At 35.9% G+C, this 26,504-nt stretch carries 31 protein-coding genes; 21 read left to right on the top strand and 10 right to left on the bottom strand.

Annotated elements, in window-relative coordinates:
• Positions 1-106: 106 nt before the first annotated feature.
• Entirely contained in the window at positions 107-772 is a 666-nt protein-coding gene (locus tag ACMGGO_RS09635) for a response regulator transcription factor (protein ID WP_036076407.1), read from the bottom strand.
• Positions 773-989: 217 nt separating this feature from the next.
• On the opposite strand from ACMGGO_RS09635, the gene ACMGGO_RS09640 reads away from it, so the two are divergent.
• Both ACMGGO_RS09640 and ACMGGO_RS09645 read left to right on the top strand, forming a co-directional pair.
• Entirely contained in the window at positions 990-1,538 is a 549-nt protein-coding gene (locus tag ACMGGO_RS09640; protein WP_374805954.1) for a hypothetical protein, read from the top strand.
• A 707-nt stretch (positions 1,539-2,245) separates the two neighbouring features.
• Complete coding sequence (locus ACMGGO_RS09645; protein ID WP_036076405.1) at positions 2,246-2,638, top strand: RidA family protein; 393 nt, start codon at positions 2,246-2,248, stop codon at positions 2,636-2,638.
• A gap of 53 nt (positions 2,639-2,691) precedes the next feature.
• Here ACMGGO_RS09645 and ACMGGO_RS09650 read toward each other — a convergent pair whose 3' ends face one another.
• Positions 2,692-2,937, bottom strand: a complete 246-nt coding sequence (locus ACMGGO_RS09650) for a hypothetical protein (protein WP_115673264.1) — start codon at positions 2,935-2,937, stop codon at positions 2,692-2,694.
• A 426-nt stretch (positions 2,938-3,363) separates the two neighbouring features.
• Here ACMGGO_RS09650 and ACMGGO_RS09655 point away from each other — a divergent pair, with 426 nt between their 5' ends.
• Positions 3,364-4,218, top strand: a complete 855-nt coding sequence (locus ACMGGO_RS09655; protein ID WP_054550286.1) for a hypothetical protein — start codon at positions 3,364-3,366, stop codon at positions 4,216-4,218.
• 356 nt (positions 4,219-4,574) lie between these two features.
• Here ACMGGO_RS09655 and ACMGGO_RS09660 read toward each other — a convergent pair whose 3' ends face one another.
• Both ACMGGO_RS09660 and ACMGGO_RS09665 read right to left on the bottom strand, forming a co-directional pair.
• Positions 4,575-5,621, bottom strand: a complete 1,047-nt coding sequence (locus tag ACMGGO_RS09660) for a DUF418 domain-containing protein (protein WP_374805955.1) — start codon at positions 5,619-5,621, stop codon at positions 4,575-4,577.
• A 90-nt stretch (positions 5,622-5,711) separates the two neighbouring features.
• The gene (locus tag ACMGGO_RS09665) at positions 5,712-6,665 is read right to left on the bottom strand and encodes a helix-turn-helix transcriptional regulator (protein WP_374805956.1); all 954 of its coding nucleotides are present in this window, start codon (positions 6,663-6,665) and stop codon (positions 5,712-5,714) included.
• 100 nt (positions 6,666-6,765) lie between these two features.
• Between ACMGGO_RS09665 and ACMGGO_RS09670 the strand changes: the two genes are divergently transcribed.
• Positions 6,766-7,296 carry a dihydrofolate reductase family protein gene (locus tag ACMGGO_RS09670; protein ID WP_374805957.1) on the top strand — a complete coding sequence of 177 codons (531 nt, stop codon included), beginning with the start codon at positions 6,766-6,768 and terminating at the stop codon, positions 7,294-7,296.
• A gap of 14 nt (positions 7,297-7,310) precedes the next feature.
• On the opposite strand, the gene ACMGGO_RS09675 is transcribed toward ACMGGO_RS09670, so the two are convergent.
• The gene (locus tag ACMGGO_RS09675; RefSeq protein WP_374805958.1) at positions 7,311-8,318 is read right to left on the bottom strand and encodes a serine hydrolase domain-containing protein; all 1,008 of its coding nucleotides are present in this window, start codon (positions 8,316-8,318) and stop codon (positions 7,311-7,313) included.
• 140 nt (positions 8,319-8,458) lie between these two features.
• On the opposite strand from ACMGGO_RS09675, the gene ACMGGO_RS09680 reads away from it, so the two are divergent.
• Positions 8,459-8,980, top strand: a complete 522-nt coding sequence (locus tag ACMGGO_RS09680; protein WP_374805959.1) for an AAA family ATPase — start codon at positions 8,459-8,461, stop codon at positions 8,978-8,980.
• Positions 8,981-9,011: 31 nt separating this feature from the next.
• Here the strand turns inward: ACMGGO_RS09680 and ACMGGO_RS09685 are convergent, their stop codons facing one another.
• Positions 9,012-9,833, bottom strand: coding sequence for a Ku protein (locus ACMGGO_RS09685; RefSeq protein WP_420281832.1), 822 nt, complete (start codon positions 9,831-9,833; stop codon positions 9,012-9,014).
• A gap of 106 nt (positions 9,834-9,939) precedes the next feature.
• Here ACMGGO_RS09685 and ACMGGO_RS09690 point away from each other — a divergent pair, with 106 nt between their 5' ends.
• On the top strand, positions 9,940-11,757 hold the full coding sequence (locus ACMGGO_RS09690) for a DNA ligase D (RefSeq protein ID WP_374805961.1): 1,818 nt from the start codon (positions 9,940-9,942) through the stop codon (positions 11,755-11,757).
• Positions 11,758-11,951: 194 nt separating this feature from the next.
• On the opposite strand, the gene ACMGGO_RS09695 is transcribed toward ACMGGO_RS09690, so the two are convergent.
• Positions 11,952-12,914, bottom strand: coding sequence for an MBL fold metallo-hydrolase (locus tag ACMGGO_RS09695; RefSeq protein WP_374805962.1), 963 nt, complete (start codon positions 12,912-12,914; stop codon positions 11,952-11,954).
• A 138-nt stretch (positions 12,915-13,052) separates the two neighbouring features.
• Between ACMGGO_RS09695 and ACMGGO_RS09700 the strand changes: the two genes are divergently transcribed.
• The 6 genes from ACMGGO_RS09700 to ACMGGO_RS09725 all read left to right on the top strand — a co-directional run bounded on the left by ACMGGO_RS09700 (position 13,053) and on the right by ACMGGO_RS09725 (position 18,722).
• The gene (locus tag ACMGGO_RS09700) at positions 13,053-14,528 is read left to right on the top strand and encodes a methyl-accepting chemotaxis protein (protein WP_281216346.1); all 1,476 of its coding nucleotides are present in this window, start codon (positions 13,053-13,055) and stop codon (positions 14,526-14,528) included.
• Between the two features lie 271 nt (positions 14,529-14,799).
• On the top strand, positions 14,800-15,273 hold the full coding sequence (locus ACMGGO_RS09705) for a GNAT family N-acetyltransferase (protein WP_103118249.1): 474 nt from the start codon (positions 14,800-14,802) through the stop codon (positions 15,271-15,273).
• Between the two features lie 46 nt (positions 15,274-15,319).
• Positions 15,320-15,976 carry a hypothetical protein gene (locus tag ACMGGO_RS09710; protein WP_420281833.1) on the top strand — a complete coding sequence of 219 codons (657 nt, stop codon included), beginning with the start codon at positions 15,320-15,322 and terminating at the stop codon, positions 15,974-15,976.
• 208 nt (positions 15,977-16,184) lie between these two features.
• Positions 16,185-16,940 carry an SDR family oxidoreductase gene (locus ACMGGO_RS09715; RefSeq protein ID WP_374805964.1) on the top strand — a complete coding sequence of 252 codons (756 nt, stop codon included), beginning with the start codon at positions 16,185-16,187 and terminating at the stop codon, positions 16,938-16,940.
• Between the two features lie 340 nt (positions 16,941-17,280).
• On the top strand, positions 17,281-18,174 hold the full coding sequence (locus ACMGGO_RS09720) for a cation diffusion facilitator family transporter (protein ID WP_374805965.1): 894 nt from the start codon (positions 17,281-17,283) through the stop codon (positions 18,172-18,174).
• A gap of 347 nt (positions 18,175-18,521) precedes the next feature.
• A complete protein-coding gene (locus tag ACMGGO_RS09725; RefSeq protein WP_004225195.1) occupies positions 18,522-18,722 on the top strand; it encodes a cold-shock protein in 201 nt (66 codons plus the stop codon).
• A 205-nt stretch (positions 18,723-18,927) separates the two neighbouring features.
• On the opposite strand, the gene ACMGGO_RS09730 is transcribed toward ACMGGO_RS09725, so the two are convergent.
• The 3 genes from ACMGGO_RS09730 to ACMGGO_RS09740 all read right to left on the bottom strand — a co-directional run bounded on the left by ACMGGO_RS09730 (position 18,928) and on the right by ACMGGO_RS09740 (position 20,606).
• A complete protein-coding gene (locus ACMGGO_RS09730) occupies positions 18,928-19,326 on the bottom strand; it encodes a hypothetical protein (protein WP_048392620.1) in 399 nt (132 codons plus the stop codon).
• A 199-nt stretch (positions 19,327-19,525) separates the two neighbouring features.
• Complete coding sequence (locus tag ACMGGO_RS09735) at positions 19,526-19,642, bottom strand: YjcZ family sporulation protein (RefSeq protein WP_004225198.1); 117 nt, start codon at positions 19,640-19,642, stop codon at positions 19,526-19,528.
• 454 nt (positions 19,643-20,096) lie between these two features.
• The gene (locus ACMGGO_RS09740) at positions 20,097-20,606 is read right to left on the bottom strand and encodes a DUF3231 family protein (protein ID WP_048392625.1); all 510 of its coding nucleotides are present in this window, start codon (positions 20,604-20,606) and stop codon (positions 20,097-20,099) included.
• Between the two features lie 272 nt (positions 20,607-20,878).
• Between ACMGGO_RS09740 and ACMGGO_RS09745 the strand changes: the two genes are divergently transcribed.
• The 9 genes from ACMGGO_RS09745 (at position 20,879) to ACMGGO_RS09785 (ending at position 25,866) form a co-directional block, all read left to right on the top strand.
• A complete protein-coding gene (locus ACMGGO_RS09745; RefSeq protein WP_374805966.1) occupies positions 20,879-21,016 on the top strand; it encodes a hypothetical protein in 138 nt (45 codons plus the stop codon).
• A gap of 92 nt (positions 21,017-21,108) precedes the next feature.
• A complete protein-coding gene (locus ACMGGO_RS09750; RefSeq protein WP_374805967.1) occupies positions 21,109-21,954 on the top strand; it encodes an MBL fold metallo-hydrolase in 846 nt (281 codons plus the stop codon).
• Positions 21,955-22,299: 345 nt separating this feature from the next.
• Entirely contained in the window at positions 22,300-22,605 is a 306-nt protein-coding gene (locus tag ACMGGO_RS09755) for a YfzA family protein (RefSeq protein ID WP_374805968.1), read from the top strand.
• A gap of 15 nt (positions 22,606-22,620) precedes the next feature.
• The gene (locus tag ACMGGO_RS09760) at positions 22,621-22,992 is read left to right on the top strand and encodes a GntR family transcriptional regulator (protein ID WP_004225203.1); all 372 of its coding nucleotides are present in this window, start codon (positions 22,621-22,623) and stop codon (positions 22,990-22,992) included.
• Positions 22,993-22,997: 5 nt separating this feature from the next.
• The gene (locus ACMGGO_RS09765; RefSeq protein WP_115673689.1) at positions 22,998-23,864 is read left to right on the top strand and encodes an ABC transporter ATP-binding protein; all 867 of its coding nucleotides are present in this window, start codon (positions 22,998-23,000) and stop codon (positions 23,862-23,864) included.
• Complete coding sequence (locus tag ACMGGO_RS09770; RefSeq protein WP_281216352.1) at positions 23,857-24,462, top strand: ABC-2 transporter permease; 606 nt, start codon at positions 23,857-23,859, stop codon at positions 24,460-24,462. The genes ACMGGO_RS09765 and ACMGGO_RS09770 overlap by 8 nt, the downstream gene beginning before the upstream one ends.
• A gap of 276 nt (positions 24,463-24,738) precedes the next feature.
• The gene (locus ACMGGO_RS09775) at positions 24,739-25,113 is read left to right on the top strand and encodes a DUF6713 family protein (protein WP_420281834.1); all 375 of its coding nucleotides are present in this window, start codon (positions 24,739-24,741) and stop codon (positions 25,111-25,113) included.
• A gap of 95 nt (positions 25,114-25,208) precedes the next feature.
• Entirely contained in the window at positions 25,209-25,577 is a 369-nt protein-coding gene (locus tag ACMGGO_RS09780; RefSeq protein ID WP_048392639.1) for a hypothetical protein, read from the top strand.
• 118 nt (positions 25,578-25,695) lie between these two features.
• Positions 25,696-25,866 (top strand): hypothetical protein, encoded by a 171-nt coding sequence (locus tag ACMGGO_RS09785; protein WP_197078717.1) that lies wholly within the window; start codon positions 25,696-25,698, stop codon positions 25,864-25,866.
• Positions 25,867-26,504 lie beyond the last annotated feature (638 nt).

Genomic DNA, 26,504 nt, shown 5'->3' on the forward strand with positions numbered 1-26,504 from the left:
TAGTTGAACTAATGAAAAATATAGAATAATAAGAAAAGCAAAGAAAAAGCCTATAAAATAAATGGAGTTAAATAAAGTTAGTTTTTTACGAGTTTTCTTAAACATGCTACCTCACTCTGTATCCTATTCCTCTAATGTTTTCAATAATGGATTTTGGACGATTATGATCGATTTTTTTACGAACTAATTTTACTAACGCATCAAGGTTGTTGTTTGTCATTTCATGATCAAAGCCCCATACTTGTGTGTAAATTTGTTCTCTAGTAAGAATGATGCCTTTGTTGATAAAAAGGTACTCTAACAATAAAAATTCGTTTTTAGTTAATAGTATTTCTTGATTATCTTTAAAAAGTGTTCTGGAATCCAAATATAACTTTAAATCATCAATTTGAATGATTTGATGAATGGATTTATTTTTTCTTCTTAAAATGGCACGTATTCTAGCTAAGAGTTCTTCCATTTTAAATGGTTTAACAACATAATCGTCAGCACCTGCATCTAATCCGCAGATGATGTCATTGCAATCATCCTTTGCTGTTAGTATTAAAATGCCACCTTCATAACCATTTCTTCTAGCTTCTTTGCACACATCAATACCGCTTATTTCTGGCATCATCCAATCTAAAATGACTAGATCGTATGTATGAAACAGTATGTATTCTAATGCATGCTGACCATTATCTACAGCATCCACCTGATGAAATTCTTTTTGAATGATGTGAACAATGTTTTTTCTTAATCGATTATCATCTTCTGCTATCAGTATTTTCAACGAAGCTCCTCCTACCTTTTTTATATTCAATATAACTAATTTATAACAACATTATGAAATCCACCTGAATTTTTTGTGCAACCAATCTTCTACTTATTCTAAGCCAAAAAAGAAATTTAAATTAAATATCGTAATTTTTTCTAGTACCGTTTTTCAGATTTTTTTCATATTGGTTGCTTAGACTAATGTTGAACCTCAATATGGAAGGAGATCTCCTATGCGATATTTAAAAATGTTTGGGATAGTATTGGTAGTTATGTTTTTTTTGTATGATGTAAATCCCATTTATGCAGATGATATTTTTGAAGGAAAAGATGAGTATGATGAGGGTAACGGTAGACAACAACACGAAGAAGGGCGTTATGAGGACCTTGGTGAATTAATTGGTTGGTGTACATTCATAGGAATTGGTGCAGCGGGTATGATTTTTCCTATTAGAACTTTCTTGAAGTCTGTAACTCGTACTTTCCCACAATCTAAAGGGCTATATTTATACGTAGCAAAGTTAATAGGTAGATATCATACTCTTTTTGGCACAATGGCATTGTTGTTAGGTATTGGTCATGGGATAATCATGTACTTTAATGAGGGTGAATTGGAGAATGAAGGAATTATTGGCTTAATTGCAATTATTCTTTTATCAATTACTGCTATTATAGGAATGAATTTATTCAACTATAGAAAAAATCGAAGCTTGCGAACAATCCATATCTCAATAGCGGCATTAAGTGTTATTACAGGAGGGATTCATATTTTTATCTCTTAATTATGTAAACATGACTCGGCTCATAATTACTAAGCTTAACATTTTTGTTGCATACTGCATTCATTTTCTATATTTGTTGTATAAACAATGCTTAGACAAAGAATCTCTAGTATTTGAGCTTAAAGCAAAAGGATCGCATTAGGGAAGTGTGCTGTGTAATTATATTTAAGTTTATAGTTCTTGTATTGGCTATGGTATATTTCCGTATAAGAATTCTACATCTCAGCATTACTTGCAGATGAATTAAAACTAGCTGTAATGCAGGTGGACAAAACTTAGCCAACATAAGTGCGACTCGACCCCAAATAACAAAAAAAACAGGTACCGCCAAAGAGGGGTACCTAGTTCTTTTATGCAAAGGGACACTTGGGATGGAGTGACCCTAGTAACAATTTCGGAGGTGTAAGGCTAATTTAGCTTTACACTACTATATATATGTTGTGATTGCTATGGTTGAATAGTTAATTGCCTGAGAAATAATCGATGAAATGCAAAAGAGTTTGGGTATTTCATTGATTGTCTAGGATAGAAATGGTAAAGTGAACATAACTTTAGGGCCAAGGAGGAGAATTCACATGAAAAAAAGAGCTATTCGTTTTTTAAGCATGGGTATAGGGTTCTCCACAGCTGTTTTTTTCTAAAATCAACGAACATGGGATAAGTCTGCCCTTTTTTAGAAAAAAAACAATCCTAAAGGAGAAAAGAATATGAAAACAAACATAGTACGTAAAAATCCAATGCAGGTACCTAGCCCTGTTGGGAAGTATAGCCACATCACAATCATTCCGAAAGATGCAACAATGTATGCATTCTCTGGACAAATTGGGGTTGATCAAGATGATCAACTTCCTGCAGATTTAATTGAACAAACCACCAATACATTTAGAAATATTGAAGCGCTTTTAGCAACTGAGGGATTGGATGCATCTCATGTGGTAAAGGTGAATATATGGGCGACAGAGGAGATTGATTGGCATCATTTCTATCAGCAATGGGAAGTAATGTTTGGTCATTCCTATCCCTCTATGACTATTGCTTATGTATCTGCATTGGGGCTACCAGATATCAAAATAGAGATTGAACTTTGGGCTGCTAAATAGCCTAAAAAACGACAATATCCATGTGGTATTGTCGTTTTTGTGTACAGACGGTATTACCGTAACATCCTTTTTAATTGTTTCATTTCATAATTTAAATCGTCAATTTGCTTTTGTAGTTTGTCAATATCATTGCTATTACTTTCAATTTCCTTCAACTCATCCTCTAGAGCAAGACCAGCCGCAATGGTCGCTAGAGCGTCTCCAAGTGTTGTAATCGCCCCCGCAATGACAGCCAACTTAGCTGCTTGACTCACGGATTCCAATCCCTCATTATTCCGATTACCTTTATTTTGCTTCATATAATCCTCCCTACAAAAAAGGGTATTATTTGCATTGTATGCTAAGAATAAGAAACAGGTGAAGAATTTATGGGCATCAAATAGGTAACAAGGAAAAGTTGGATTTTATAAGGCATTTTTTAGAAGTTTATGGTCTTTTCTAACAGGATTCTAATGACATTCAGAGAATAAATAAATATTTTAACTCATGTAAAAATGTGTTGTCAATAATAAATTTGTAATTTTATTAAAAAATGTTATAATAGTCTTACGATCATTTTTTTATAAACGTATTTCGAATTCCGATGTCCTATTTTGCAGAAAGAATTTGGATACGTTTTTTTATTTTTAAACAGAAGAAAAATTCGAAATTGTTTTAAAGAAGTTATTTGAAATTTTACTATCTAATAGTAACTTAATTTTTATTCCATAAGGAGGACTAGATGAATGAATCTAATTAATAAGAAAGTTACACACAAGCGTTTTGGCATAGGTAGTATAGTTAATCAAAATGATTCAAGTATTGAAATACATTTTGCATCAGAAAATAAAAGGTTTGTTTTTCCAGATGTATTTGGAAAGCACCTAACAATACATGATAAAAGTGATGCTAAGTTACTTGAGGAAATTATACAAAAAAAAGAAATTGAACGAAAAGAAGAAGAATCGCGGATGGAAGAGGCCAAAGAGCTTCAACGGAAAGAACTCTTGCTTCGCTTGGAACACGAAAAACTTATGAGTAATCATAAACTTCATCCCGCATCACAGATGGTTTTTTGGTGTGATTCAGAGGAACAGAATAGTTCTGTTTCAGAGTGGAATGTTTTTTCAGGTATATTAAAGAGTGGTAATAATAAAGGGAAGCCAAACAAGCCGAGCCGCTTGCACCAAAATAGCGCTGTCCTTTTAACAGCAAGAGATTCCAGCCAGCCTGAAAGTGATAGACGCATCTTAGGTGTCTATATGGTGAATGAAAAATTCGTCGGCAAGCTGTGTGAAGATGGACATATTCCTGCTCATTCAAAATACAGAATTCAACTGACAGAACAGGAATCGGATCAGTTACTTTTCTGGCAATATTATATCAATGAAAAATTCCCCGAAAAAATGACATGGAAAACAGGGAAATATCGTTATTTCGAAAATTTATGGATGGCTCAAATTTTACTTGATATCATTTCGTTGAAAAGTGACCCAAAAGAACTGGAGTTGGCACAACAATTCTTTAAACATTTTTGTAAAATGAATCAGCTAACAGTTCAAGAAATTCCCAAACCTGATGGCGCATTAACCCGTATTTAGTACAGTGAACCAATTATCAAGATAAAGAGCTATACTTGCTTGCAAGAGAAAAAATGGCAATAAATACAAGTCACTGGATTTTAAAATCCAGTGACTTGTATGTTTTTGTCCCAATAACTTTATTAGCTTTTAATACCTATTCCACACAAAGTAACCCCAATGATTCACTTATTAGATGTAATAAAAGTAAAAAAACAGCGTTAACAATGGCTTAACGCTGTTTTTAAATTAGTCACTTTGGTGACTAAATAAAATGGGGATGTGTTTCTTGCTGAAGATATGAGCAAAGATGGAAAGCGAGTAGGGTACATTACCAATATATGATGTTTACCACCAAGCTGATAGGTGTTTATCCTTTACGATAAATAATCTTTCGTACTTTGTCGTAGGGGAGGAATTGTCCAATATGTCCCGATTCGCCATAGCCATTCCATAGGGCCAAAGCGGAAAAAGTATAGCCATAGCTTACTAAAGAGCAATTGGCAACCATAAATGCCTAGACAAATCCACAAAGATTCAAGATAGCGAAGTTGTCCAATTAAACCGAAAGTATGGCCAATTAAGAGAATAAGCACTGTTTGCCCCAGGTAATTAGTCAAGGCCATGCGCCCATATGCTTTTAACGGTGCCAATAGTCGCTGGAACAAAGTGCTTTGTAATAATAGGATGATTGTTCCCATGTAAAAGGCAGAAGCGAATGGGCTAAACTGTAGTCCGATTAATGAAAATTGCTCAATATTTGTAATATGAGCCGCTAGCTGATCCTTGGGCAAATGCTGGATATTAACAAGAGGCTCAGGGACATACTGCCATTGATAAAACCAGCTAGCCATGCTTATAAAGCCCATTACAATCGTCACGAACATGATTTTATTTCGATGTAACGAGATATTTTCAAATAAATGATATTGACCAGCAGCTAGACCAAGTAAAATCAGTGGAAATGGCATTAAAATTTTTAGACCAAAATAGGCAGTGATGACTAATAGGATGAATCCAAGGATGAGATTGATGTCTTTGCGCATTTTATAAAAAGGTAAGGCTACAAAGCCAAAGATAGCATAGACAGTTAAGGCTTCACCTGGTTGGAAATAAAAATGCACTAGCCCCATAAACAGTAAAATCAAAAGCCTACGACTAAATAAGGCATAGGCTTTTTCGTCCCTTGCCTGTGCGCGTGAAATAAAGAGATAGAATCCTATTCCAAATAAAAATGAAAAAATGATAAAAAATTTACCCTCTACAAAAAGTGTCAGAAAGCGGTTATAGGCAATATCGTTTGCCAATTCAGGTGGTTCAATCCACATTAATGAGGGGATATTGACTAAAATAATGCCCAGTAAGGCGAACCCTCTTAAATAATCTAATGTGTCAATTCGTTTATTACTGTTGGTCGGTTGCAACGTATATCTCCTCCTTCAAGACCAATTATAAGGAAGATCTTTTAAAAGTAGTAACGATGAATGTTACGTGAATCTAACAAAATTGTCATCTTATAGAGGCTCTATTGGCTCAGTGTAAATCGCTAATAGCTCATATGCATGCTGACGTATAAGCTGAATTAGTGCGTACGGTTCTTTGACAATCGCATGTTGACCAAGGCGAAAGAAAAGGGAGCTATTAAAGTGGAGCTCATGTTGATCGATAATCGTATCGATATAGCCTGTTCCATCACTATGTCGAACAACCGCTTTTTCAAGATGGGGCTCACTTAAACATTGACGAACGCCCTCGCTTGATAATTCTACATATAACCGAATAGGCTGCTGAGGCTCATAGTCAGTTTCAAGCCATTGCTGCAAATTCATCGTCGTTTTATGGTTTGCTTCACTAATTTTTATCCCTTTAATTCGATCTACACGGAAGAGTAATATTCTTTCATTTGATAGCAGTAGCGCAGGCATATACCATAAGCCATCATGAGCGTACACGCCAATAGGCTGGATATGCTTAGAGGTGATACCAGATTTCGATTCATACTGGATATGCAATTGTGATTGGTTGATGATAGCCTCTAAAACGTCCGTTAGGAGTGGTGTTGTAATGGCTCTTTTAGGGTTCCAAAAGGCAATATAGGATTGCAGCGTATCCACCTTTTTCTTGGCTTCCTTCTGTAAGGATTCATACAGTTTTTGAGAGACAGACTTCATTTCAGTATTAAAGGGTAAATCACGATAATAGTGCAAAGACTGGAATGCAAAGAAAATGGCGACCGCCTCTTCCTCAGTAAATAATATCGGGGGGAGAATGGCATTTGATAGCACCGTATAGCCCCCATGTCTTCCTTGTTCCGCATAAATGGGTAGCCCCATATCACTTAAATCCAAAAGGTAACGATGCACCGTTCGCACGGAAATATGGAAGGTGTCGGCAATTTCCTGCGCTGTAAAATTCTTTTTCACACTGACGAATAGCAAAATATCAATTAATCGTTTAGCTTTGGTCATATTTTTTCACCTTTTTATTTAATCATGCCAATAGTTGTCATGTTTTATATTTAGTATAGAGATTGTACAAGAGATTTTCAAAAGAAGAGGAGCTGACGTAATGTCACGAGAAATACTGGTATTTATTGCAGGGAGTTTAGATGGATTTATTGCTAAGGAAAATGATGATCTACAGTGGCTAGAGGAAACAGAAGGAGAGGGTGATAATGGCTACGGTGATATGTATCAAACCATTGATACCGTCATTATGGGAAAACGAACATATGATTATATCCTAGAACATCTTAAACCGTTCCCTTATCCTGATAAAAAATGCTATGTGTTCTCAACAACTCAAACTGGGGAAAATGAGCATGTGACGTTTATCCAGGAGGATGTCATCACATTTACTCAACGTTTAAAAGAGCAAGAAGGCACAAAGATTTGGATGGTAGGGGGAGGTAACCTTCTAGATGCTTTTTTACAGGAGCGGCTAATTGACGAATGGATTATTACGATTACACCCCATTTACTGGGCTCAGGGATACCCTTGTTTAAATCTCCCCGTCCATTCGAAAACTTAAGGCTATTGGAAACAAAACGATATGGTCAAATGGTACAACTGCATTATGAGGTAAGGAAAGAGGCTTAAATCAAGCCTCTTCTTTATTGGATAAAGGAACGATAGATTTCTCCTAAGAGACCTTGCATTTGATGTACGCCTGTATCGGTGTTAGTCATGGCAACAAAGCCTTTGTCTAGGTGGGGGTAGGCCACTAGCATACATTGATAGCCAACGCCCCAGCCAAGCGAGGATATTTCAAGCTGCTCACCAGCACCATCAAGAAATACACCAAGGCCCATCCATTCTTTACAGCCCTGAGGACGAATTAGCTCATGGATTGAAGCTAAACCAAGTGTACCCTTTCCCTTTAAGGCCTGCATTACCTCTTGTAATAATTTTGCTAGATCTGACGGTGTTGTCCATAATCCACAAGCTGCATCATACGGGTAAATAGGGTATCTTTGTGCTGTTAGGGTGCCATCTTTCTGATGACCACTTGCTGCATTGGCAGTTGGGACTGCGGAAGAAAAAAAGCTATTTGTCATGGCTAGTGGTCGGAAAATCACGTCTGTCATGAGTGTTGAAAAACTTGAGCCTGTTGTATCCTCAATCAGCAATTGAACAATGCAAAAGCCAGCATCTGAATAGTGAAATTCTTGCTCAGCCTCAAAAGTACTATCGATTGGTATGGAACAATAAGGAGTTGTACCTTTTAATAAGTCGACCATCGAAGGCCTCTGCCATAGTGAATGTAAGGGAGAGAAGCTGCCTTTAGGGTCAATAATTCCGGCCTGATGACTTAACAAATGTCGTAATGTTACTTTTTTTTCCTGAGTGTAGCTATGATCTGGCATCTTCCAAGATGTGAGCTTTTGATTAATATCCTCATCTAAATCTACTATACCTTGCTCGACCAGCTTCATCACTAAAATGCTTGTAACTAGTTTACTAATTGAACAGGCATTGAAGATGGTTTCCGTATTGATTCTGTTAGTTTTCCCGACCTCTAATAGACCAAAGCACTCTGCCTTCTGAAGCTCACCATCCTTTATATAGGCAATGCTGAGGCCAGCTATTTGTTGTTGCGACATTTGCTCATGTATTGTCATGAATAAAGATCTCCTAGTTTTTCCTTTATTATACCATAATTAGGAACGAATGTTCTTGGAAAACTATCGTTATGTCAGCTGAAATCTATTGTATAATAAAGGAATTATTTCTACAAAGGTACATACAATGGAGGGGTTTTGTGACAAAAGCGTTTCCACAAAAAATACATATCATTGGGTCCGTTGGCAGTGGGAAAACGACATTGGCGAGGAAGTTATCTAAAACCTTGCAGATTCCTTATTATGAGCTTGATAATGTGGCATGGATGCGAAAGGAATCAGGGGATATTCTAAGAACAGATGAAGAAAAAAAGGAGCACTTACAAACCATTCTCCAAACGAACAGTTGGATTATAGAGGGGATCCATCAGGAGGATTGGGTTGTTGCTAGCTTCCAGCAAGCTGATTGCATTATCTTTCTCGATACGCCTTATAAAATTCGAGTCTTTCGTATAATAAAAAGATTTATAAAACAAAAAATGGGCTTCGAAAAAGCTCACTATCACCCTACTTTTTCGATCTTTTTTAAAATGTTTCGTTGGAATAAACGCTTTGAAAGGGTAGGAAAGCCTAAATTCTTTAAACAGCAACATGCTGTATTGGCTAAACTTTTAATGATTCAGCGCAAAAAGGATTTAGATTCCTATTTTCGACAATTCTAAAGCGTATCCCGATGTCAGGATACGCTTGTTCTTAAGCATTTTTCTTTGTACGTGTAGTCCGTTTTCTTGTAGCGGGCTTTTTTGTTTTTTCTAAAGAGGCCTGTAGAGCTGTCATTAAATCCGTGACATTTTCAGGAATTGGACGTTGTTTATCGCTTGTAGATATCGTATTTGTAGCTTTCTTTTCTTCAATTAGTTCTAATAAAGCATTGCGGTAATCATCTGTATATTTTTCAGGGTTGAATGTAGTTGTTAGTTGTTCCACTAACATGAGGGCTGTATCGAGCTCCTTTTGTACTACATCCTGTTCACTTGGAATATTAGGGACATCGCCAATACTTCTTACCTCATCTGGATAGTGAATTGTTTCCATCACAAGGGCATTTTGATAAACACGCACAATGGCAAGCTGCTCTTTAGAGCGGATAACGATTTTGGCAATGCCAATTTTCCCTGATTGTTCTAATGTTTTTCGTAACAATGAATAGGCTTTGGCTCCCGTCGAATCGGGTGATAAAAAATAGGTGCGTTCAAAATAGATTGGATCGATTTCAGTTAATTGCACAAAATCAATAATTTCCACAGCCTTATCTTCATTTTCCTTACGCAAGTTTTCTAACTCCTCTTGATCCAACACAACAAATTTATTTTTGGCATATTCATAAGCCTTCACGATATCCTCATCTGTTACCTCTTGGTTACAGCCCTCACAAACCTTTTTATAGCTAATCGGCGTATGGCAGTCTTTGTGAAGCTGACGCAATTTGACATCTTTATTTTCAGTTGCAGCATGTAGTTTCACAGGAATATTAACAAGTCCAAAGGAAATACTGCCTTTCCACACTGTATGCATTGTTGTCACCTCGTTTTTCTTACTATGATGTATTTTGAGATTTTTTATGTATCTTAAAATGAAATCTTCAAACACTGAATATAAAAAGCAAAGTAGGTATAGCGGAATGAAACCAATGCTTTTATCCGAAACAAACGATATTCCTAGTGGAGATGAATGGCTATTTGAAACGAAATATGATGGTTTTCGCTGCTTATTAGTTTGGGATGAGGAGCCGAAGCTCATTAGCAGAAATGGACGACATTTAAATCACTTGTTTCCCGAAATTTTAGCTTTTTGTCAGCAAATATATACATCCATCCAAACCTTTTTACCCCTAACCTTGGATGGGGAGTTAGTTTATTTACGCAATCATTTTAAAAGTGATTTTGCCGTTGTTCAGAAGAGGGGGAGAATGCAAAATCAAGACGTGATTCAGGAACATGCTCATTCATGTCCTTTTCACTATCTAGCATTTGATGTTTTAACCCTTAAAGGAGAATCTCTCCAAAACCACTATTTAAAAACGCGTAAGGAGCAATTGGGCAAGCTTGCGACGAAGTTCAAATGGCCAAGCGTAAACTATGAGAATCCAACGCCTATCCAAGTCATACATGGTAGTGAGGAGCATGAGAGCTTATGGCAGTCCATCAAGCTTTACAATGGGGAAGGCATTGTTGCTAAGAAGAAAACAAGTAAATGGCTTGAAAACATACGATCAAATCACTGGTTAAAGATAAAAAATTGGCGTTATGTCACAGTCATTGTCACACAATATGACCATAGCAATAGTTATTTTCATGGTGCAGTTTTTGAGGACAATCAATTACGAGAAGTTGTTACGTTTAAGCATGGGATGACAGAGGAAGAGCATCAAACACTTGTCAAATTCTTTCAGACTAATGGACTGCGTAAAAAGGAGCTATGGGCACTTGAGCCTTCGATTTGTGTTGATATTGCCTGTATTGATTTTGATGGTAGTAAGCTTAGGGAACCTAGATTTCATGCCTTTCGATTAGAGATATCACCTGAGGAATGTCATTGGCTGCACATGCAACGTCAACTGTATCCTATCCCTGATTCAGTTGCTATCACACATCCAGACAAGCCTGTATGGCCGAATATGGGTATTACAAAGGATCAATACTTGTTCTATTTGCAAAATATTTCGCCCTATGTAATGCCTTTTCTAAAGGATCGCCCTCTAACGCTAATACGCTATCCACATGGTGTTCCAGGCGAAAGTTTTTATCAAAAAAGTAAACCAGAAAAAATGCCTAATTTTGTGGCAACAGCTGTGATGGATGATATTGATTATATCGTGTGTAATAACTTGGAAACGTTATTGTGGCTTGGAAATCAGCTGGCATTAGAGTTCCACATTCCATTTCAAACACATCATTCTTCGTACCCGACAGAAATCGTTTTCGACTTAGATCCTCCCTCAGTACAAGATTTTTCATTAGCCGTTTCAGGAGCACTTGATTTAAAGAACATTATTGATTATTTTCAGCTCCAATCCTTTGTCAAAACATCAGGTGGAAAAGGTTTACAGCTGTATATTCCTTTACCCGCAAATACATTTACTTATGAAGAGGTACGTATATTTACAGAGTTTGTTTGTCGCTTTTTATGTGAGCAAAAGCCAAATCTATATACAATTGAGCGTTTAAAAAAGAATCGTCATGAAAAATTATATTTAGATTATGTACAACATGCAGAGGGCAAGACTATCATTGCCCCGTATTCCACTCGTGGCAATGAAATGGGTTTAGTAGCAACACCGCTTCTATGGGAGGAGGTCAATGAAAACCTAACGCCAACACTTTTTACGATTCCCTTTGTCATGGAGCGCATGAAAAAAATGAGCAATCCCTTTCAATTATTTCGTGAAGTAGGGGAGCAACAAAATTTTCAAGCAGTTCTAGATCAATTAAAGGCATGAGGACACTTATGGAGATAGGGAAAGCTTGGACAGGGCATAAGCGCAGTTCGATGTAAAGCGAGCGGTTCACCTGAAAAAAGAGCGCCTTCCGATGTAAAAGGGCAGGTTTTACAAAAAGCTTGCATTGACCAGTACTATAAGCGCTTCTAAAAAAGAGGTGTCCCCAATGTCATTGGGAACACCTCTTATTGCCGTTAAAGTGGAATCTGCGCATTTGCTTTTTCGAGATAATCCAGTATGCCCATTGCGGACACAATGGTATCGAATGGGATGGTTTGATAAACAGGATGATCGGACGGAATGCCGTTTTCCTGTAGATAGTTAAATAAAAGTTCCTTTAAGCGAGCATCTAAGTAGTGAACTTGTTCTTGGAACTGGCTGGATGCTGCTTGCGCTTTTCTACCTTCTTCTAAAAAGAGTGGTGTCCAATAGCGCACCTGACGATAGGCTTCAGCTGGATTTTTATAAGCCCCATAGTGACCAAAGTATAATTCACTTGCTTGTAGCTTTTCGTACAATTTTAAGGATTGTTCCATTGTTTCAGGATTGTATTGATTTGGAGAGATGGACGGAATGATTAAATCAATTGCTTCCTCATCCATTTCGGGATAGCGAACACCTGTTGTATCTCCTACAAACAAGCCATTTGTTGCGGAATAAAGCATTGAAACATGATGCTTAGCATGCCCCTCAGTATGATAAAACGTTAAATGATGTTGACCTAATTGTAATAGCTGTTCGTGTTGGACTTCAATAATTCTTGTAGCGTCAATGGGCATAATTGGATCAAAAAGGCGGTCAAATTCAGCGCCATAAACCCCTTTAGCACTGCGGATAAGACGACTTGGATCAATCATGTGGGCTGCGCCTCGTGGATGAACCACTAATTTAGCATTGGGACAGCTTTGCAAAAATAACCCTGCTCCGCCTGCATGGTCTAAATGAATATGTGTCACGATGACATAGTCTATATCCTCTACGGAAATATTTAATTTCTGTAACCCTTCCATAATATAAGGTACGGATGGACTGGCTGAAGTTTCGATGAGAGCTATCTTTTCATCGATTAAAAGATAGGAGCTTGTTCGCTGCTCTCGACCTAAATCATGTGTATCGATACAGTAGAAATTTGATGCGATTTGTTGGACGCTAGTCAATTCAATTTCCCCCTTTTATTTCAAAAATAAGCTAATTCTGCTTATAAATGCAATATTTAGCTACAAAAAGTAGTTGTTATACTATATAATAATAGAAAATTAAACTGAATGTCTATTCATTTTTTTAGGGGGATAGTAATGGAGCATAAAATTCGTTATGATACACGAAAAGTTCATCGTGTAAATTTGGCTATTATCTCAATTTTGGCCATTCTAATATGTGGACCTATGATTCTATCAAAGGGCATCCATTTTTTATTTATTGGGTTAGCTGTCATTGCTTTGGCGGTATGTAATTATTTTTTACCTATAAAAACGTATGTCAAAGGCTTTATTTTTGGCCTCATTCCATCAAGTGTTGTGTTTACCTTATTTTTGCTTGATAGCTTCTCATTAAATAAACATTATATTTTACTATGCACAGTGGCCATCATTGCCCTATATTTTAAAAAAGAATTGATTGTTTTCTTTGGGATTCTAACCAATCTTAGTTTTTTCATTTTATATATGGTCAACTCATCATCATTGTTAGGCCCATTTGATGACACCATTGTCTTTGTGACACTTCTGGCAATTATGAATGGGGTCATTATTGCTTTTTATTTGCTGGCAAAATGGGGAAATGAATTGATTCAACATGCAGAAATCCAGCAAAATGAAGTGCAAGCATCCTTCAATCAACTACAAAATACATTTCAGGAAATCGAAAAGAGCAGTCAGGCATTGGACAAACATGTCACGCAATTCCAACAAACAATGCAAAGGATTTCTGGCTCTAGTAAGCAAATTTTAGTAGCGACAGAGGATATTTCTGCAAGTATTCAGCAGGAGGCATCTAGTTTACAAATGATTCATGGCACAATGGGCGACTCGGTTCATTTTGTCAATAAAACATTGACGATTTCGAAGGATACGGTCGCTAAATCTACTGATCTACAACAAGAAGTATTAGCAGGGTGGGATAAAATGCAGGATGCAATGACTCAAATGAGCGTCATGAGTCATGCCATGGGCTCAACTGCAGAAACTGTCAATGAGCTGCAACACAGCCTGCAAACAGTGGATAGTCTATTAAAGGGGATTACCCATATTGCAGAACAGACTAATTTATTGGCCTTAAATGCGGCGATAGAAGCAGCTAGAGCGGGAGAACATGGAAAAGGATTTGCCATTGTAGCAGATGAAGTGCGTAAGCTAGCAGAGGAAAGCGCTGCAATTACTGTCAGTATTACCAATGTCACAAAAACCTTGTTTGAAAAATCGACAGAGGCTCATCAACGCTCTGATGACGGTGAAAAGGCACTCCAGCATGGAGAACAGCTTTTACAGGATGTCAGTCATTTCTTTAATAGTTTAAAGGATTCTTTTACGGAAACGAATACAGATTTAACAAGAGGGATGCATGAATTAAGCAGTGCCATCTCACAATTCGAGGTAATTCAAAAGCAAATTGAAAAACTGAATCACATGACCGAGCAAAATGCGGCTTCTACTGGTGCTATTCTACATTCAGTGGAGGACGAAAATCAGCTTCTAGTAAGCATGACGGATACAACGAACCACATTCAGGCTTTAAGTAACACGTTAAAGGCATTAGTGATGGCAAAGGTATAATAGAACCATTGATATTGAAATAAATGGTAGTGTAAAATAAGAGTAGGATTAACCTTCCTAGATGGAGGGTATAGAGATAGTATTCATCGACATTGTTTTATCCATATCTGGTTGTGGTGATTGTTTTTGAGTTTGTATGAGCCTCAGCACAATAACTTAAATATGCATTTGTAGTGGGGTATGTTATGGTGATTGTCACCATTTATATATTAGCTGTAGATACATTCAGACCATAAATCTGTTGTATGACTTGAAAAGGAGGAGGGATTCCATGAACATTCGTAGTGTACAGAGTTCAGATTACTATACTTTATCTCCATTGATTAATGAGTGGTGGGGTGGTAGGAATATGTCAGACAAGCTGCCTAAATTATTTTTTGATCACTTTACAAATACAAGCCTTATTATGGAGAAGGATGGCGAAATAATCGGCTTCCTCATTGGCTTTTTATCGCAGTCCAAAACAAATGAAGCGTTCATCCATTTTGTTGGGGTCCATCCTGATTACAGAAAACAGAATATTGCAAAAAGATTATATGATGTATTCTTTCATGTGGTGAAGCAATACCATCGAAATATTGTGAAATGTGTCACGTCGCCTATTAATGAAGTATCCATCGCCTTCCATACGAATCTGGGTTTTAGAATGGAAAAAGGTGACAAAGTGTTAGATAATATGTCCATTCATAGTAATTATGGTGGTGAAAATCAAGATCGTGTGTTGTTTTATAAAATTCTACCGTAATTTACTTTCGATAGTTGGCATATAGTCCCGAATAAGGGGGCTATACATGTTTATTAAAAGGTTATTTACGTTATGGTTTCTACTTTTAAGCATTGTTTGTGGTGCATTTTTCTTTTTGGCAAATGCACCTATTCAATATGCTGAAAAAACCAATGTTTCTATGTCACAGCCTAGTAATGATGAATTATTGCGTTATATTCAGCAATATCAATTTTTAATTAGTGAGATTTCCTATACATTGCGTAAAGAATCCTATAGCTTTCTATTAGATTATGGAATTTTACCTAATGGAAAAATAGAGCTCCTTGTGTCATTAACCGACAAGGTCGATCACAAGACAAAGCAACATATAGAAGAAACAATGCTGGACGTTATCAAAGCTAATGAATTAAACCCCATCTCTTTTCAAATAACGTTAAAGCAACTCTATGAGCCAGCAGAAGCGATCTCAACTCGGCTAAGTTATAATGATGTCATGGCCAATCTATTTGAGGTGATGTTTGCAGAAAATTTTGGCACTTTCATCATTGACCATAGTATGACGTCTGAGGAAATTCAAGTAAGAATTGATTTAACACAAGAGAAAAATCACAAGGCTAAAAAGAAGGCTCAACAGTTAGCGGAAGATACGATAAAGCAGCATCAATTTGATGTAGAAACCTTTTCTATTGATGTTCAAAATACGATGAAAACTTTAGATTAAAAAATAATTCAGATAAGATGAAGAGGGGAATACATACTCTACATGTGACAAACTCTGTATCTTTTTCTTTTATAGGTGTGTGTCAAGGTATGATGGTCATTTTCAAAGAAGTGCAGTGTAAGGGTTTTGATTTCTAAAAACGGAGCGGACCATTATGGTGATGCTCTTTTTTTATTAATAATCTCAATAACCATGGGGGTAAAAAGAAATGAATAAAACACAACATAAAATAGCAATCATTACGGGTGCAAGCCACCCTCAAGATATTGGAACAGCTATTTGTAGAAGATTGGCTACGGATGGTGTCAATGTTTTTTTCACACACTGGCATGCTGATCGTAAGTGGATAGGAGAATTCAAACAGGAAATTTTGAGTATGGGTGTTTCATGTGAAGAAATGTCAATTGATTTATCAGATTCCCAAGCTCCAAAAACGATACTCCAAACGGTTTTCGAAAAACTAGGTGTACCTTCCATTTTAGTGAATAATGCTGCCCATTCAGCACAAGATGGTTATCTAGCATTAGATGCTCAAACATTAGACGAACATTACGCGGTGAATATAAGGTCAACCCTACTACTTTGTGTGGAATTTGCACGTCTTTTTGAAAAAGCTAATTTAAACTCAGGGAGAATTATTAATATGACTTCTGGTCAAGATTTAGGTCCTATGATGGGAGAGCTAGCCTATGTGGCAACGAAAGGGGCAATTTCAGCCTTTACTAGATCATTAGCACAGGAGCTAGCACCGCTAGGCATTACCGTCAATGCTGTCAATCCAGGGCCAACAGATTCTACATGGATGAATGATGAGATTAGAAGTTATCTGTTACCCAAATTTCCAATGGGACGGATTGGGACACCAGTGGATGTGGCCAAGGTGATTAGCTTTCTTGCTAGCGAGGAGGCTACATGGATAACTGGTCAAATAATCCACTCAGAGGGCGGATTTTTACGAGGATAATTGATTAAAAGCCTTGCTACAGTTGTGGCGAGGCTTTTCTACGTGCTTATATGTACGTAAAAAGGGTCACTCCCGAAATTGGAAATGACCAAGGTTTGTTAGGTGTGTTCGTTGGAGGAAAAAATCTTAAAGAACAGATACACTACTATTTTATTCGGTTAGTATAATAATTTCTAGGCTTTAAACCAGTGACAGCGTATCTTCCTAAGGGCTTTATTTTTTCCCCATATCAACACTTTTATAGTCCTCCTACTTATGTATAGCAAGGCAAAAAGGTTGCTGTAGACCCACTCGATGTTGGGTTGTTATGATGATAATGTACGTAAGGGAGGTAAGTGAATTGGAAGCAGAAAGATATAATAATCTTAAATTAGGTGAACGTGGTGCCATTATCAGTATTATTGCTTATATAATTTTATCCATCATAAAAGTTGGCATTGGTTACTTGAGTGGTTCAGAAGCTTTAAAAGCGGATGGATTGAATAATACGACAGATATTATTGCCTCTATTGCAGTACTTATTGGACTAAAGCTTTCACAAAAACCAGCAGATCATGATCATCGCTATGGTCATTGGAAAAGTGAAACCATTGCATCAATGGTCGCTTCATTTATTATGATGGCCGTTGGTATTCAAGTACTGGTCGGTGGGTTTTCTTCCATTTTTCAAGGTGGAAAAGAATCGCCGGATATGGTCGCAGCCTATGTAGGGATAGGATCAGCATTGGTGATGTATTTAGTCTATCGTTACAACAAACAATTGGCTAAAAAAATCAATAGTAAAGCCGTTATGGCTGCAGCTAAAGATAATTTGTCAGACGCTTGGGTAAGTATTGGAACCGCTGTAGGAATTTTAGGGTCACAACTACATATGCCTTGGTTAGATACGGGTACTGCCATTGTCGTAGGTTTCATCATTTGTAAAACAGCTTGGGAGATTTTCAAGGAAGCCTCTCATGAACTATCGGATGGATTTGATGAGAAAATTCTTCAAACATACAAAGAGATTATTTTAAAAATAGATGGTGTTAAAGGATTGAAAGAAATCAGAGGAAGAAATTATGGGAATAATGAGGTAATTGATGTCGTTATACTTGTAGATGCAAAGTTAAATATCACGAAAGCGCATGATGTTGCTTCGGTTGTTGAAAAAAATATGGTGGAAGAGCAAGGGGTTTATGAAGTGCATGTCCATGTAGAGCCTAAGGATGCAAAGGGGGCAAATAAGTCCTAAAATGTAATATTCAGCTTCAAAAAATATACGAGGTAAGGAATGTCGCTATTGAAATACAAAAACAATTGCTTCTAGCTACTTAATGGCGGTGAAATGACTAATTTTACCCCTTTAAATAAGTGGTATATGCAAGTTTTAGCCTTTCATTGATAAAAAATTTCACTTTACACTGGACTAATACGATTTTTTATCATATACTGTATGTAATAGAATCTTTCTTAAAGAAATAATAAATTCACATATTACAAAGAGTAATCGTGTTTTGTTAGTTACTTTTTGTAATATGTGAATTTTTTTCTTTGGAAGTTGTATGATTTTATTTAATAACATTATTGGAGGTCATTTAAATGACACAAGGTACAGTAAAATGGTTTAACGCAGAAAAAGGTTTTGGTTTCATCGAAGTAGAAGGCGGACAAGACGTATTCGCTCACTTCTCAGCTATCCAAGGTGAAGGTTTCAAATCACTTGAAGAAGGTCAAAAAGTTGAATTCACAGTTGAAGAAGGTCAACGTGGACCACAAGCTGCTAACATCGTTAAACTTTAATTTTTAAATGAAGAAAAACATTCTTAAATAGAGTGGTTTCAGTAGACAAAGTCGATTTTTTCGACTTTGTCTTTATTTTTTTCATTACATTTCAAATCAAAATACATTTGTTACTTGCCTATTCTCGATGAAAGAAGTGAGGATATGAGGTTTTACCAAGAAGAATGTAAAAGCAACACGAGGGAGTTTGTTCAGTATAATCTGTTTACAAATCAAAACTACCTAAAATCATAAAATCTACAATCACGCCACTTACTGGATTTTCCGATCCTAATACATTAATTCCTAATACTGTCACACCACTAATATTTGTAATATTAGCAGAGACATATTTCCCACTAATATTCTTCTCTCTCATTTGAACTCTCGGTCTTAAGTTTATCGTTGGATTTGTCGAGTATACACTTGCCACTGCATAGTCAATAGTAGATAAGAGAGGATTGCCATTCGCTAATGCATTGTCTGTAAAATATAATGTGGCTATTCCATTTGCATCAGAGGTAGCTTGTCCATAAACAATGCGCTTTACTTTTTTTGGATTTGCATCTCCTGCTTTAAACACCTGCATGACTGTTGGGGCAAGTGTAATAAAATCAATGCTCATAGGCATTCTCCTTTGTTATTTTTAGCCCAAATTATGCTTGATATATTCTATGAACTGTTTATTAGATTAGTACACTAAGCAACAAACTACCTACATACATTCTTCTATGCAACAAAGTAAGTAGTAAAAAAGGGTCACCAGGGTGGGAGACGACCCTTTGATCATAGCATGAATATTTGAGGATAATAGAAGGTAATTATTAATGATATAAGAAAGTAGCACCAGCAATAATTAAAAGAATAAAGAGGACAACAATTAGAGCGAATGATAAATTATCATGCTTGCCATAGTTTGAACCGTAAACTTCATATCCCATATGAAAGTCCCTCCTTTCGAAAATCTAGAATATGTAAAGTATAGAAAGCTTCAGGCAAAATAATCTCCTTTAAAACGAGGTTTATATAAATGAATAAATATTTAAGGGTCACTCGGCTGAAAGTGACCCTAAGTAACAATTCGGGAGGTACATGTTAAACTAGATTAGCTTAACACTACTATTTATATGAAAAGTTAACTCATTGTGCATAGTTTATTGCCTTTAAAATAAAAATAAGACTATGACGGTCAACCAACGTCACAGCCTATGAAGTGTGTTGAAATGTGCGATACAATTATAGTCTATTTATACATTCGAAAAGCTGCAGCGTCTACAAACGCTACAGCTAAAAATATTTTATCTTTCAGGCCAGGACTGTGTTCAATCTACCCCTAAAGTGCCTCGAAATTTCTGATTACGTGTCAATGAGTACAGTACTAAATTAAGGGAATCTTTATTTTTCAGGATAATTAACATGTAATGGTGGTGGTACAAGCCAGCCTTTATTTTTGTTTAAACGTAAAAGCTTTGCACCAAGTTGAGCTTTAGCCATATGGAATTGCCCAAACATTAATGCGATATCTTCACGAGTAGAAGTACCCATTGCCTGACTACATGCAACTAATCCAGCTGCTAGGTCAGCACTTAGAGCAGCGCTTATTTCTGGATCATTAAACTTTGCACCTGGAGGAATATCTTCAAGTCTTGCTACAGGTCTCTCAGGTGATGCAGGAGGTAGTGCGATCCCGTTTGTTTTTAGAATTTTTTCTAATTGCTTTACTTCTTCCCTGCATGTTTCGATGATATCTTCAATAATTTTTTTAAGATCTTCATCACCAGCATGATTATAAAACGTTTGATAGCCAGAAATCATGCCATAGTCTGCAATTAAACCCGACCAAACACTAAATACCTCACCATAATGCAACGGTTCATCTTTTGGATTTCCACCAAGAATACCCATCTGTACACATCCTTTTCTTATTTTTCGCCATTAAAGCCATGTTAGTATGGCTGAAAAAATAAGTAAAATTCACTTTTAATAAAATTATTAATGTAAAAATTAAAAGAAGCCACAGAGAAAGAAATCTCTGCAGCTCTTTAAGTAGTGAAACACTACGCACTTATAGAATGGGTGTTTTCTGTTTAGTTATACGTTTAATGTAGCTTTGAAAAAGTGAAAAGTATAGATTTTCTTAAGGAAGGCCACTTTAAAGCATATTGGAGGTGAGTGTTTTGACAAAAGAAAAGCAAAAGAATGAAGTAGAGCAAGAAGAAATAGCAATGGAATTTAATCCTGAAGAATTAGAAGCAGTAAAAGAGGAACAAGAGCAACAGAAAGAACAGCCCTACAATAAAAAAGAAAAGAAGTAAGAAGGTAAGTATGCCATCATCAATGGTTGTGGCATTTCCATATAGTTTATGCTTGAACCTCCAATGACTTAAATGAAAGAAGATGATTTAAAATGGACAAGAATTTGAATTACGGGGAAGATTATAAATTTATCCCAGCAACTTCTGTTGGAAGCGGTGTAGGTATAGACATATTACCTGATTTATATCAATACACGATTCAAATTGTAAATATTGTACTTTATGGTGAACCGCAGATGAAAGATTTTGTGCTAATAGATGCGGGGATGCCCAAAAGTGCGGATGAGATCATTTCAGTTGTTGAAGAACGTTATGGTTCTAAGTCTCGACCGAAGGCAATCATACTGACTCACGGTCATTTTGATCATGTCGGAGGAATCTTAGAATTAATAGAGCGGTGGGATGTTCCTGTCTATGCGCATACATTGGAAATACCCTTTTTATCTGGAAAACAAAATTATCCCGAGCCTGATCCAACGGTAAATAACGGCTTGGTTGCTAAAATGTCACCTATTTTTCCAAATGAAGCTATAAATTTAGGTGGTAACCTCAAAGTTTTACCTTCTGATGGTAGTGTTCCATTTATGGCAGGTTTCCGATGGATTCATACGCCAGGCCATTCACCAGGGCATATATCTTTATTCCGTGAGAAGGATAAGGTGCTTATTGCTGGAGATGCATTTGTTACGGTCAAACAAGAATCTCTTTATAAGGTGATTACGCAGACAAAAGAAATCAGTGGTCCCCCTCAATATTTTACAACAGATTGGCTGGCTGCTCGAGCATCTATCGAAAAATTAGCAATACTAAAACCTTCAGTTGCCATCACAGGGCACGGATTACCAATGAAGGGCGAAGAACTGACAAGCAACCTAAAAAAACTTGTCGATGATTTTGAACAAATCGCACTACCCAAGCAGGGCAAATATTTAAATTAATCACGTAAGGAAAAAACAAAGAAAAAGCCGCAGCGTCGTCACACGCTACAGCCATTGTCTTGCCAATTTAGTCAGATGATTCATTATATCATAAATTATCAGATTGCAACTGCAGAATGAACATATTTGAATGACAAGACACAATGAGTGGCCAAGTTGTTAATAGGAGCCTGTTTTGATAATAGCTATCAAAACAGGCTCCTTCTTTGTATTGAATGTCATAGATCATTTCATGGTATAAAATTTCCTTTTTAAAAAAAGTGGTTGAACAAATTTTTTATTTGTGTATATAATGTTTATATAGTATATATACAATATAATGAATTTGTGGGGGGAATTGTTTAAGTGATAAGCACTGAAAAAGCGGATGAAAGTAATCTGTTAAAACGATGGATCATCACTATTGGTATATTTTTAATTGTTCAATTGATCTTTAGCGCGGTCGATGGCACTGCTCTTGAGCCGAACATGAACGATAGTAATAATTTAGTTGCCAGAATGGGAAGATGGATTTTGGATTCGAGGCTTTTCACCGAATGGATAACGCCTTATTCCTTTCCTTTTTTTAATATGTTCATCACAATCCATGTTATTGCTATACTGATTGCAGCACTAAGGAATATTATTTCAACGATATTCTCAAAAAAATAAAGAAGAGGGATTGGCATGCAAATAATTATTTCGAACAGTTCAAAGGAGCCAATTTATGAACAAATTACGAATCAAATTAAATCACTTATTTTAGCAGGTGAACTACAGGAGGGCACAGCAATACCCTCCATGCGTAACCTCGCAAAGGATTTACAAATTAGTGTAATAACGACAAAACGCGCTTATGAAGAATTGGAGAAGGCGGGCTTTATTTATTCCATTGTTGGCAAAGGATCTTTTGTAGCAGAGCAAAATTTGGAGGTTATACGGGAAAAGAAGCTGAAGGTTATTGAGGAACAGCTAAGTGCGGTCATTGCGAATAGCAGAGAAATAGGCCTGTCTCTTGATGAACTAAAGGAATTATTGAAGATTTTATACGAGGAGTGAAAGGGATGGAAAATGTAGTCGAATTAAAGAATGTCACAAAGAGGTTCAAGGGCTTTTCTGTAAATCATATAAATTTACAGGTAAAGCGAGGCTTTGTAACGGGTTTCATTGGAGCAAATGGAGCTGGTAAGTCTACAACGATAAAAACGATGATGAATCTATTAAGGCCAGATGCTGGAGAAGTAAAGCTTTTCGGATTAGACTACAAGACGCATGAGAAGGAGATTAAGCAGCGCATTGGGTTTGTATACGATGGCAATATATTTTTTGAAGGGTTGAACTTAAAAGATATAAAACGTATAGTTGCACCTGCTTACAAACGCTGGGACGATACAATATTTTATCAATACGTAGAACAATTCGAATTACCACTTAACAAAGCAATAAAAACATTTTCTAAAGGGATGCAAATGAAGGCTTCATTAGCAATAGCCCTCTCACATCAGGCAGAGCTAATCATTATGGATGAGCCGACAGCAGGATTAGATCCCATTTTTAGACGGGAGCTGTTAGATCTATTACAGGAATTAATGGTTGATGGCAATCGCACTATTTTCTTTTCTACGCACATTACAACTGATTTAGATCGTATCGCAGATTACATAGCATTTATACAGAAAGGGGAATTAGTATTTAATCAATCTATACACGATGTAGCTGAAAACTATGCGCTCGTTAAAGGTGAGTTGAATCTACTTGATAGAGACACTGAAAAAGCATTTGTCCATGTTCATCGTGCATCCACAGGATTTGAAGCATTAACGGATAATATTAAAGCAGCGAAAAATATTTTCGGAGACACAGTTATTATTGAACGTGCCTCTCTGGAAGATATCATGTATTACTTTAAAGGAGGCATCCATCATGCTTAACTTAATTAAACGCGATGTCATACTACAGAAAAGACAGCTATTACTTTTTATTCCTTTTATCTTAGTTTTTATTTTGATGGGGGCACCACCCGTTTTAATTTTTCTGGTCGCCAGTATTTTTATTCCCTTTAACACATATGCATACGATGAAAAAGTTGAGACGAATATATTATTAAACTCCTTGCCATACACACGTACAGAAATTATCGCATCCCGTTATCTTGGAGCGATTGTCTATATGATTTTATCCATAGGTGTTACAAGTCTAGCGCTGCTAGCTTTCAATAAACATTTTACGGTATCTGACATTGCCATTGGTAGTGGCTTATTCTTACTATTTGCTGCGCTTACCTTCCCATTATTTCAGATATTTAAACAGGGTTATATTACAACGGTTATACTTATTAGCTTTATCCTCTTAACTTGGATTTCACGACCAATTGCATTGTATATGAATGAACACTTAACAACAATTATTGATTTTGTAGATAATACATCCGTTACGGTTTTATATACAGGGGCGACACTTTTTATTATGCTAATCTATATTATTTCTTGGGGGATTACACATATTATTTACCAACGAAAAGCCTTCTGATTGTGTGCTTTTGTTTACTTCTAGAAGATTACTCAAGGAAAGTGGACAATTTTAGAATGGTGCACTTGATAAAATTTCATTGGGAGCTGAATGTAAGATGAAATTTAAATGTCTTTATGCAAAAATGAATGAAGTAAAAAGGTTATGTTGCTTAATATAAGGGAAAGAATGAAAGCCTCCATATGCCTACAAATCGACATATTTAGGCATGTTTACTTAGTATTTCGAAAGTGGTTTTATAGTAATATTTGGTATATATACTGTAGGAGGTTTTATATGCCTGATTTATTACTCGTTCTTTTTTTATTTAACTTTTCTTTATTTCTTTTGCACGAAATGGATGCAATAAGATGCTCTGAGTGGCGATTGTTTATAATACTTAAAGATATGGAAGATTCAAAGGCTTATAAAGTATTCACTTTTATTCACCTGTTTCTATACGTATTAATCCTTTCCTTACTTTTCAGTCAGTATCAAACCATCATTTTTTGGGTCCTTGATCTATTCTTTATCATTCATGCAATCCTGCATTTATTTTTTGAAAGGCATCCTCGAAATGAATTTAAAAATAGCTTTTCAAGATCCATTATTTATCCATTGGGGGTCCTTTCTGTCATACATTTAGCATTATTAATTAGTATTTCGATTTAATTGTATTGTAAAGGAAGTTTTCAGCTAGTAATTTGCAGAAAATTATTCCAATTTGTTGATTTTCTGCTTATTATAAAGATGGAGGTGATTATCAGATGTATAGTAATACGGCAAATATGTTGAAGCAAACGAACAATCTTATCAATGCATTGAAAAAATTGAAGCAAAATCTATCTTTTGTGAAATTGTATATTAATAGCGATAGAATACTGGCTATCTATTTTTTAAGTAATGCGTATAGTGATTTTAATTTATTTAAAACAATTTATTTATCTGTAACACCTGGTGATCAAACGATTGATAAGTTTTTACAGGAGTATGAAAAATTTTTTGTAGAAGTGAATAAATACTTAGAGGTCTTTAATGATGATAGCGTCGTCGAGGATAGACTTCATAAGGAAGTTTTGTTTGCGATTAATGAATTAGAAAGATATTTGTTAAATCTGTTAGATGTGTATAGATAAAAAGTTAGACATTCCTTATTTCTGAGGGGTGTCTTTTATTTTAAAGAAGCTCCTTAGATTAAGCTTCTCTGGTTGTAGGGAGAAATGAATAAGAAATGTTAAGGGATGGGAGAAAAATATGATTAGAAAAATTGAAATGGGTTTGTTTGTAATTGGAGTAGTAATGGCCTTAATAGGTATGCCTTATTTATTGGGGTATTCAACGAATGAATGTTTAAAATATCCTCTCTATCTAGGGTTAATATTAATGGTTGCCACTCTCCCTGTAACAATATCCAAGAGAAAGTAATCCATTGAGATTTAAATACTTGGTGTCTAGAGATTGTAGAGACACACTTTTGATATTGATCCTAAAGAGTAGTATTATTCATAAGTAACGAGTTATCTTGCTGATACGTACTATAAAAATGATTTTAAGTAATAGAAAATTAAACAGTCACAAAAGTATTAAACAAAAATGCTATCTTGCTTTGAAACCTAATTTTAAAGAGAGACAACACTAAATGATGAAGAAATAAATACATTGTTAAAATAACAAAATGAATGCAAGAAAATAAGAAGCTCCATATAACTAAAGAAATACTACTCAAATCCCCTGGATAACTTTCTGCAGCTGTAAATCGAATACCTCCCATAAAAAGCACAGTCACCCATTGGATACAATAAGTTAAGAAAAGTACGATTACAAAATAAACAATATACGATAAAGTAAGAAAAATGTCTTATGAACTATTCCAGTCTCCTCCAACAATAATGATATTAGTTAGTTGCACATTTCTAAAAGTAATGCTCCTTCCATTACGAAAAAGGAAAATATTACATATATAAAATTAGGTGAGACATTGTTAAGATTTGATAGGTAAAGTATTCGATGGAATTGGAATAGAACGCTAGTTAGTCATTACAAACTTTAAAAAATGGTACATA

The organism is Lysinibacillus sp. BNK-21 (assembly GCF_048684915.1).
In the GTDB taxonomy this organism is placed as follows: domain Bacteria; phylum Bacillota; class Bacilli; order Bacillales_A; family Planococcaceae; genus Lysinibacillus; species Lysinibacillus capsici.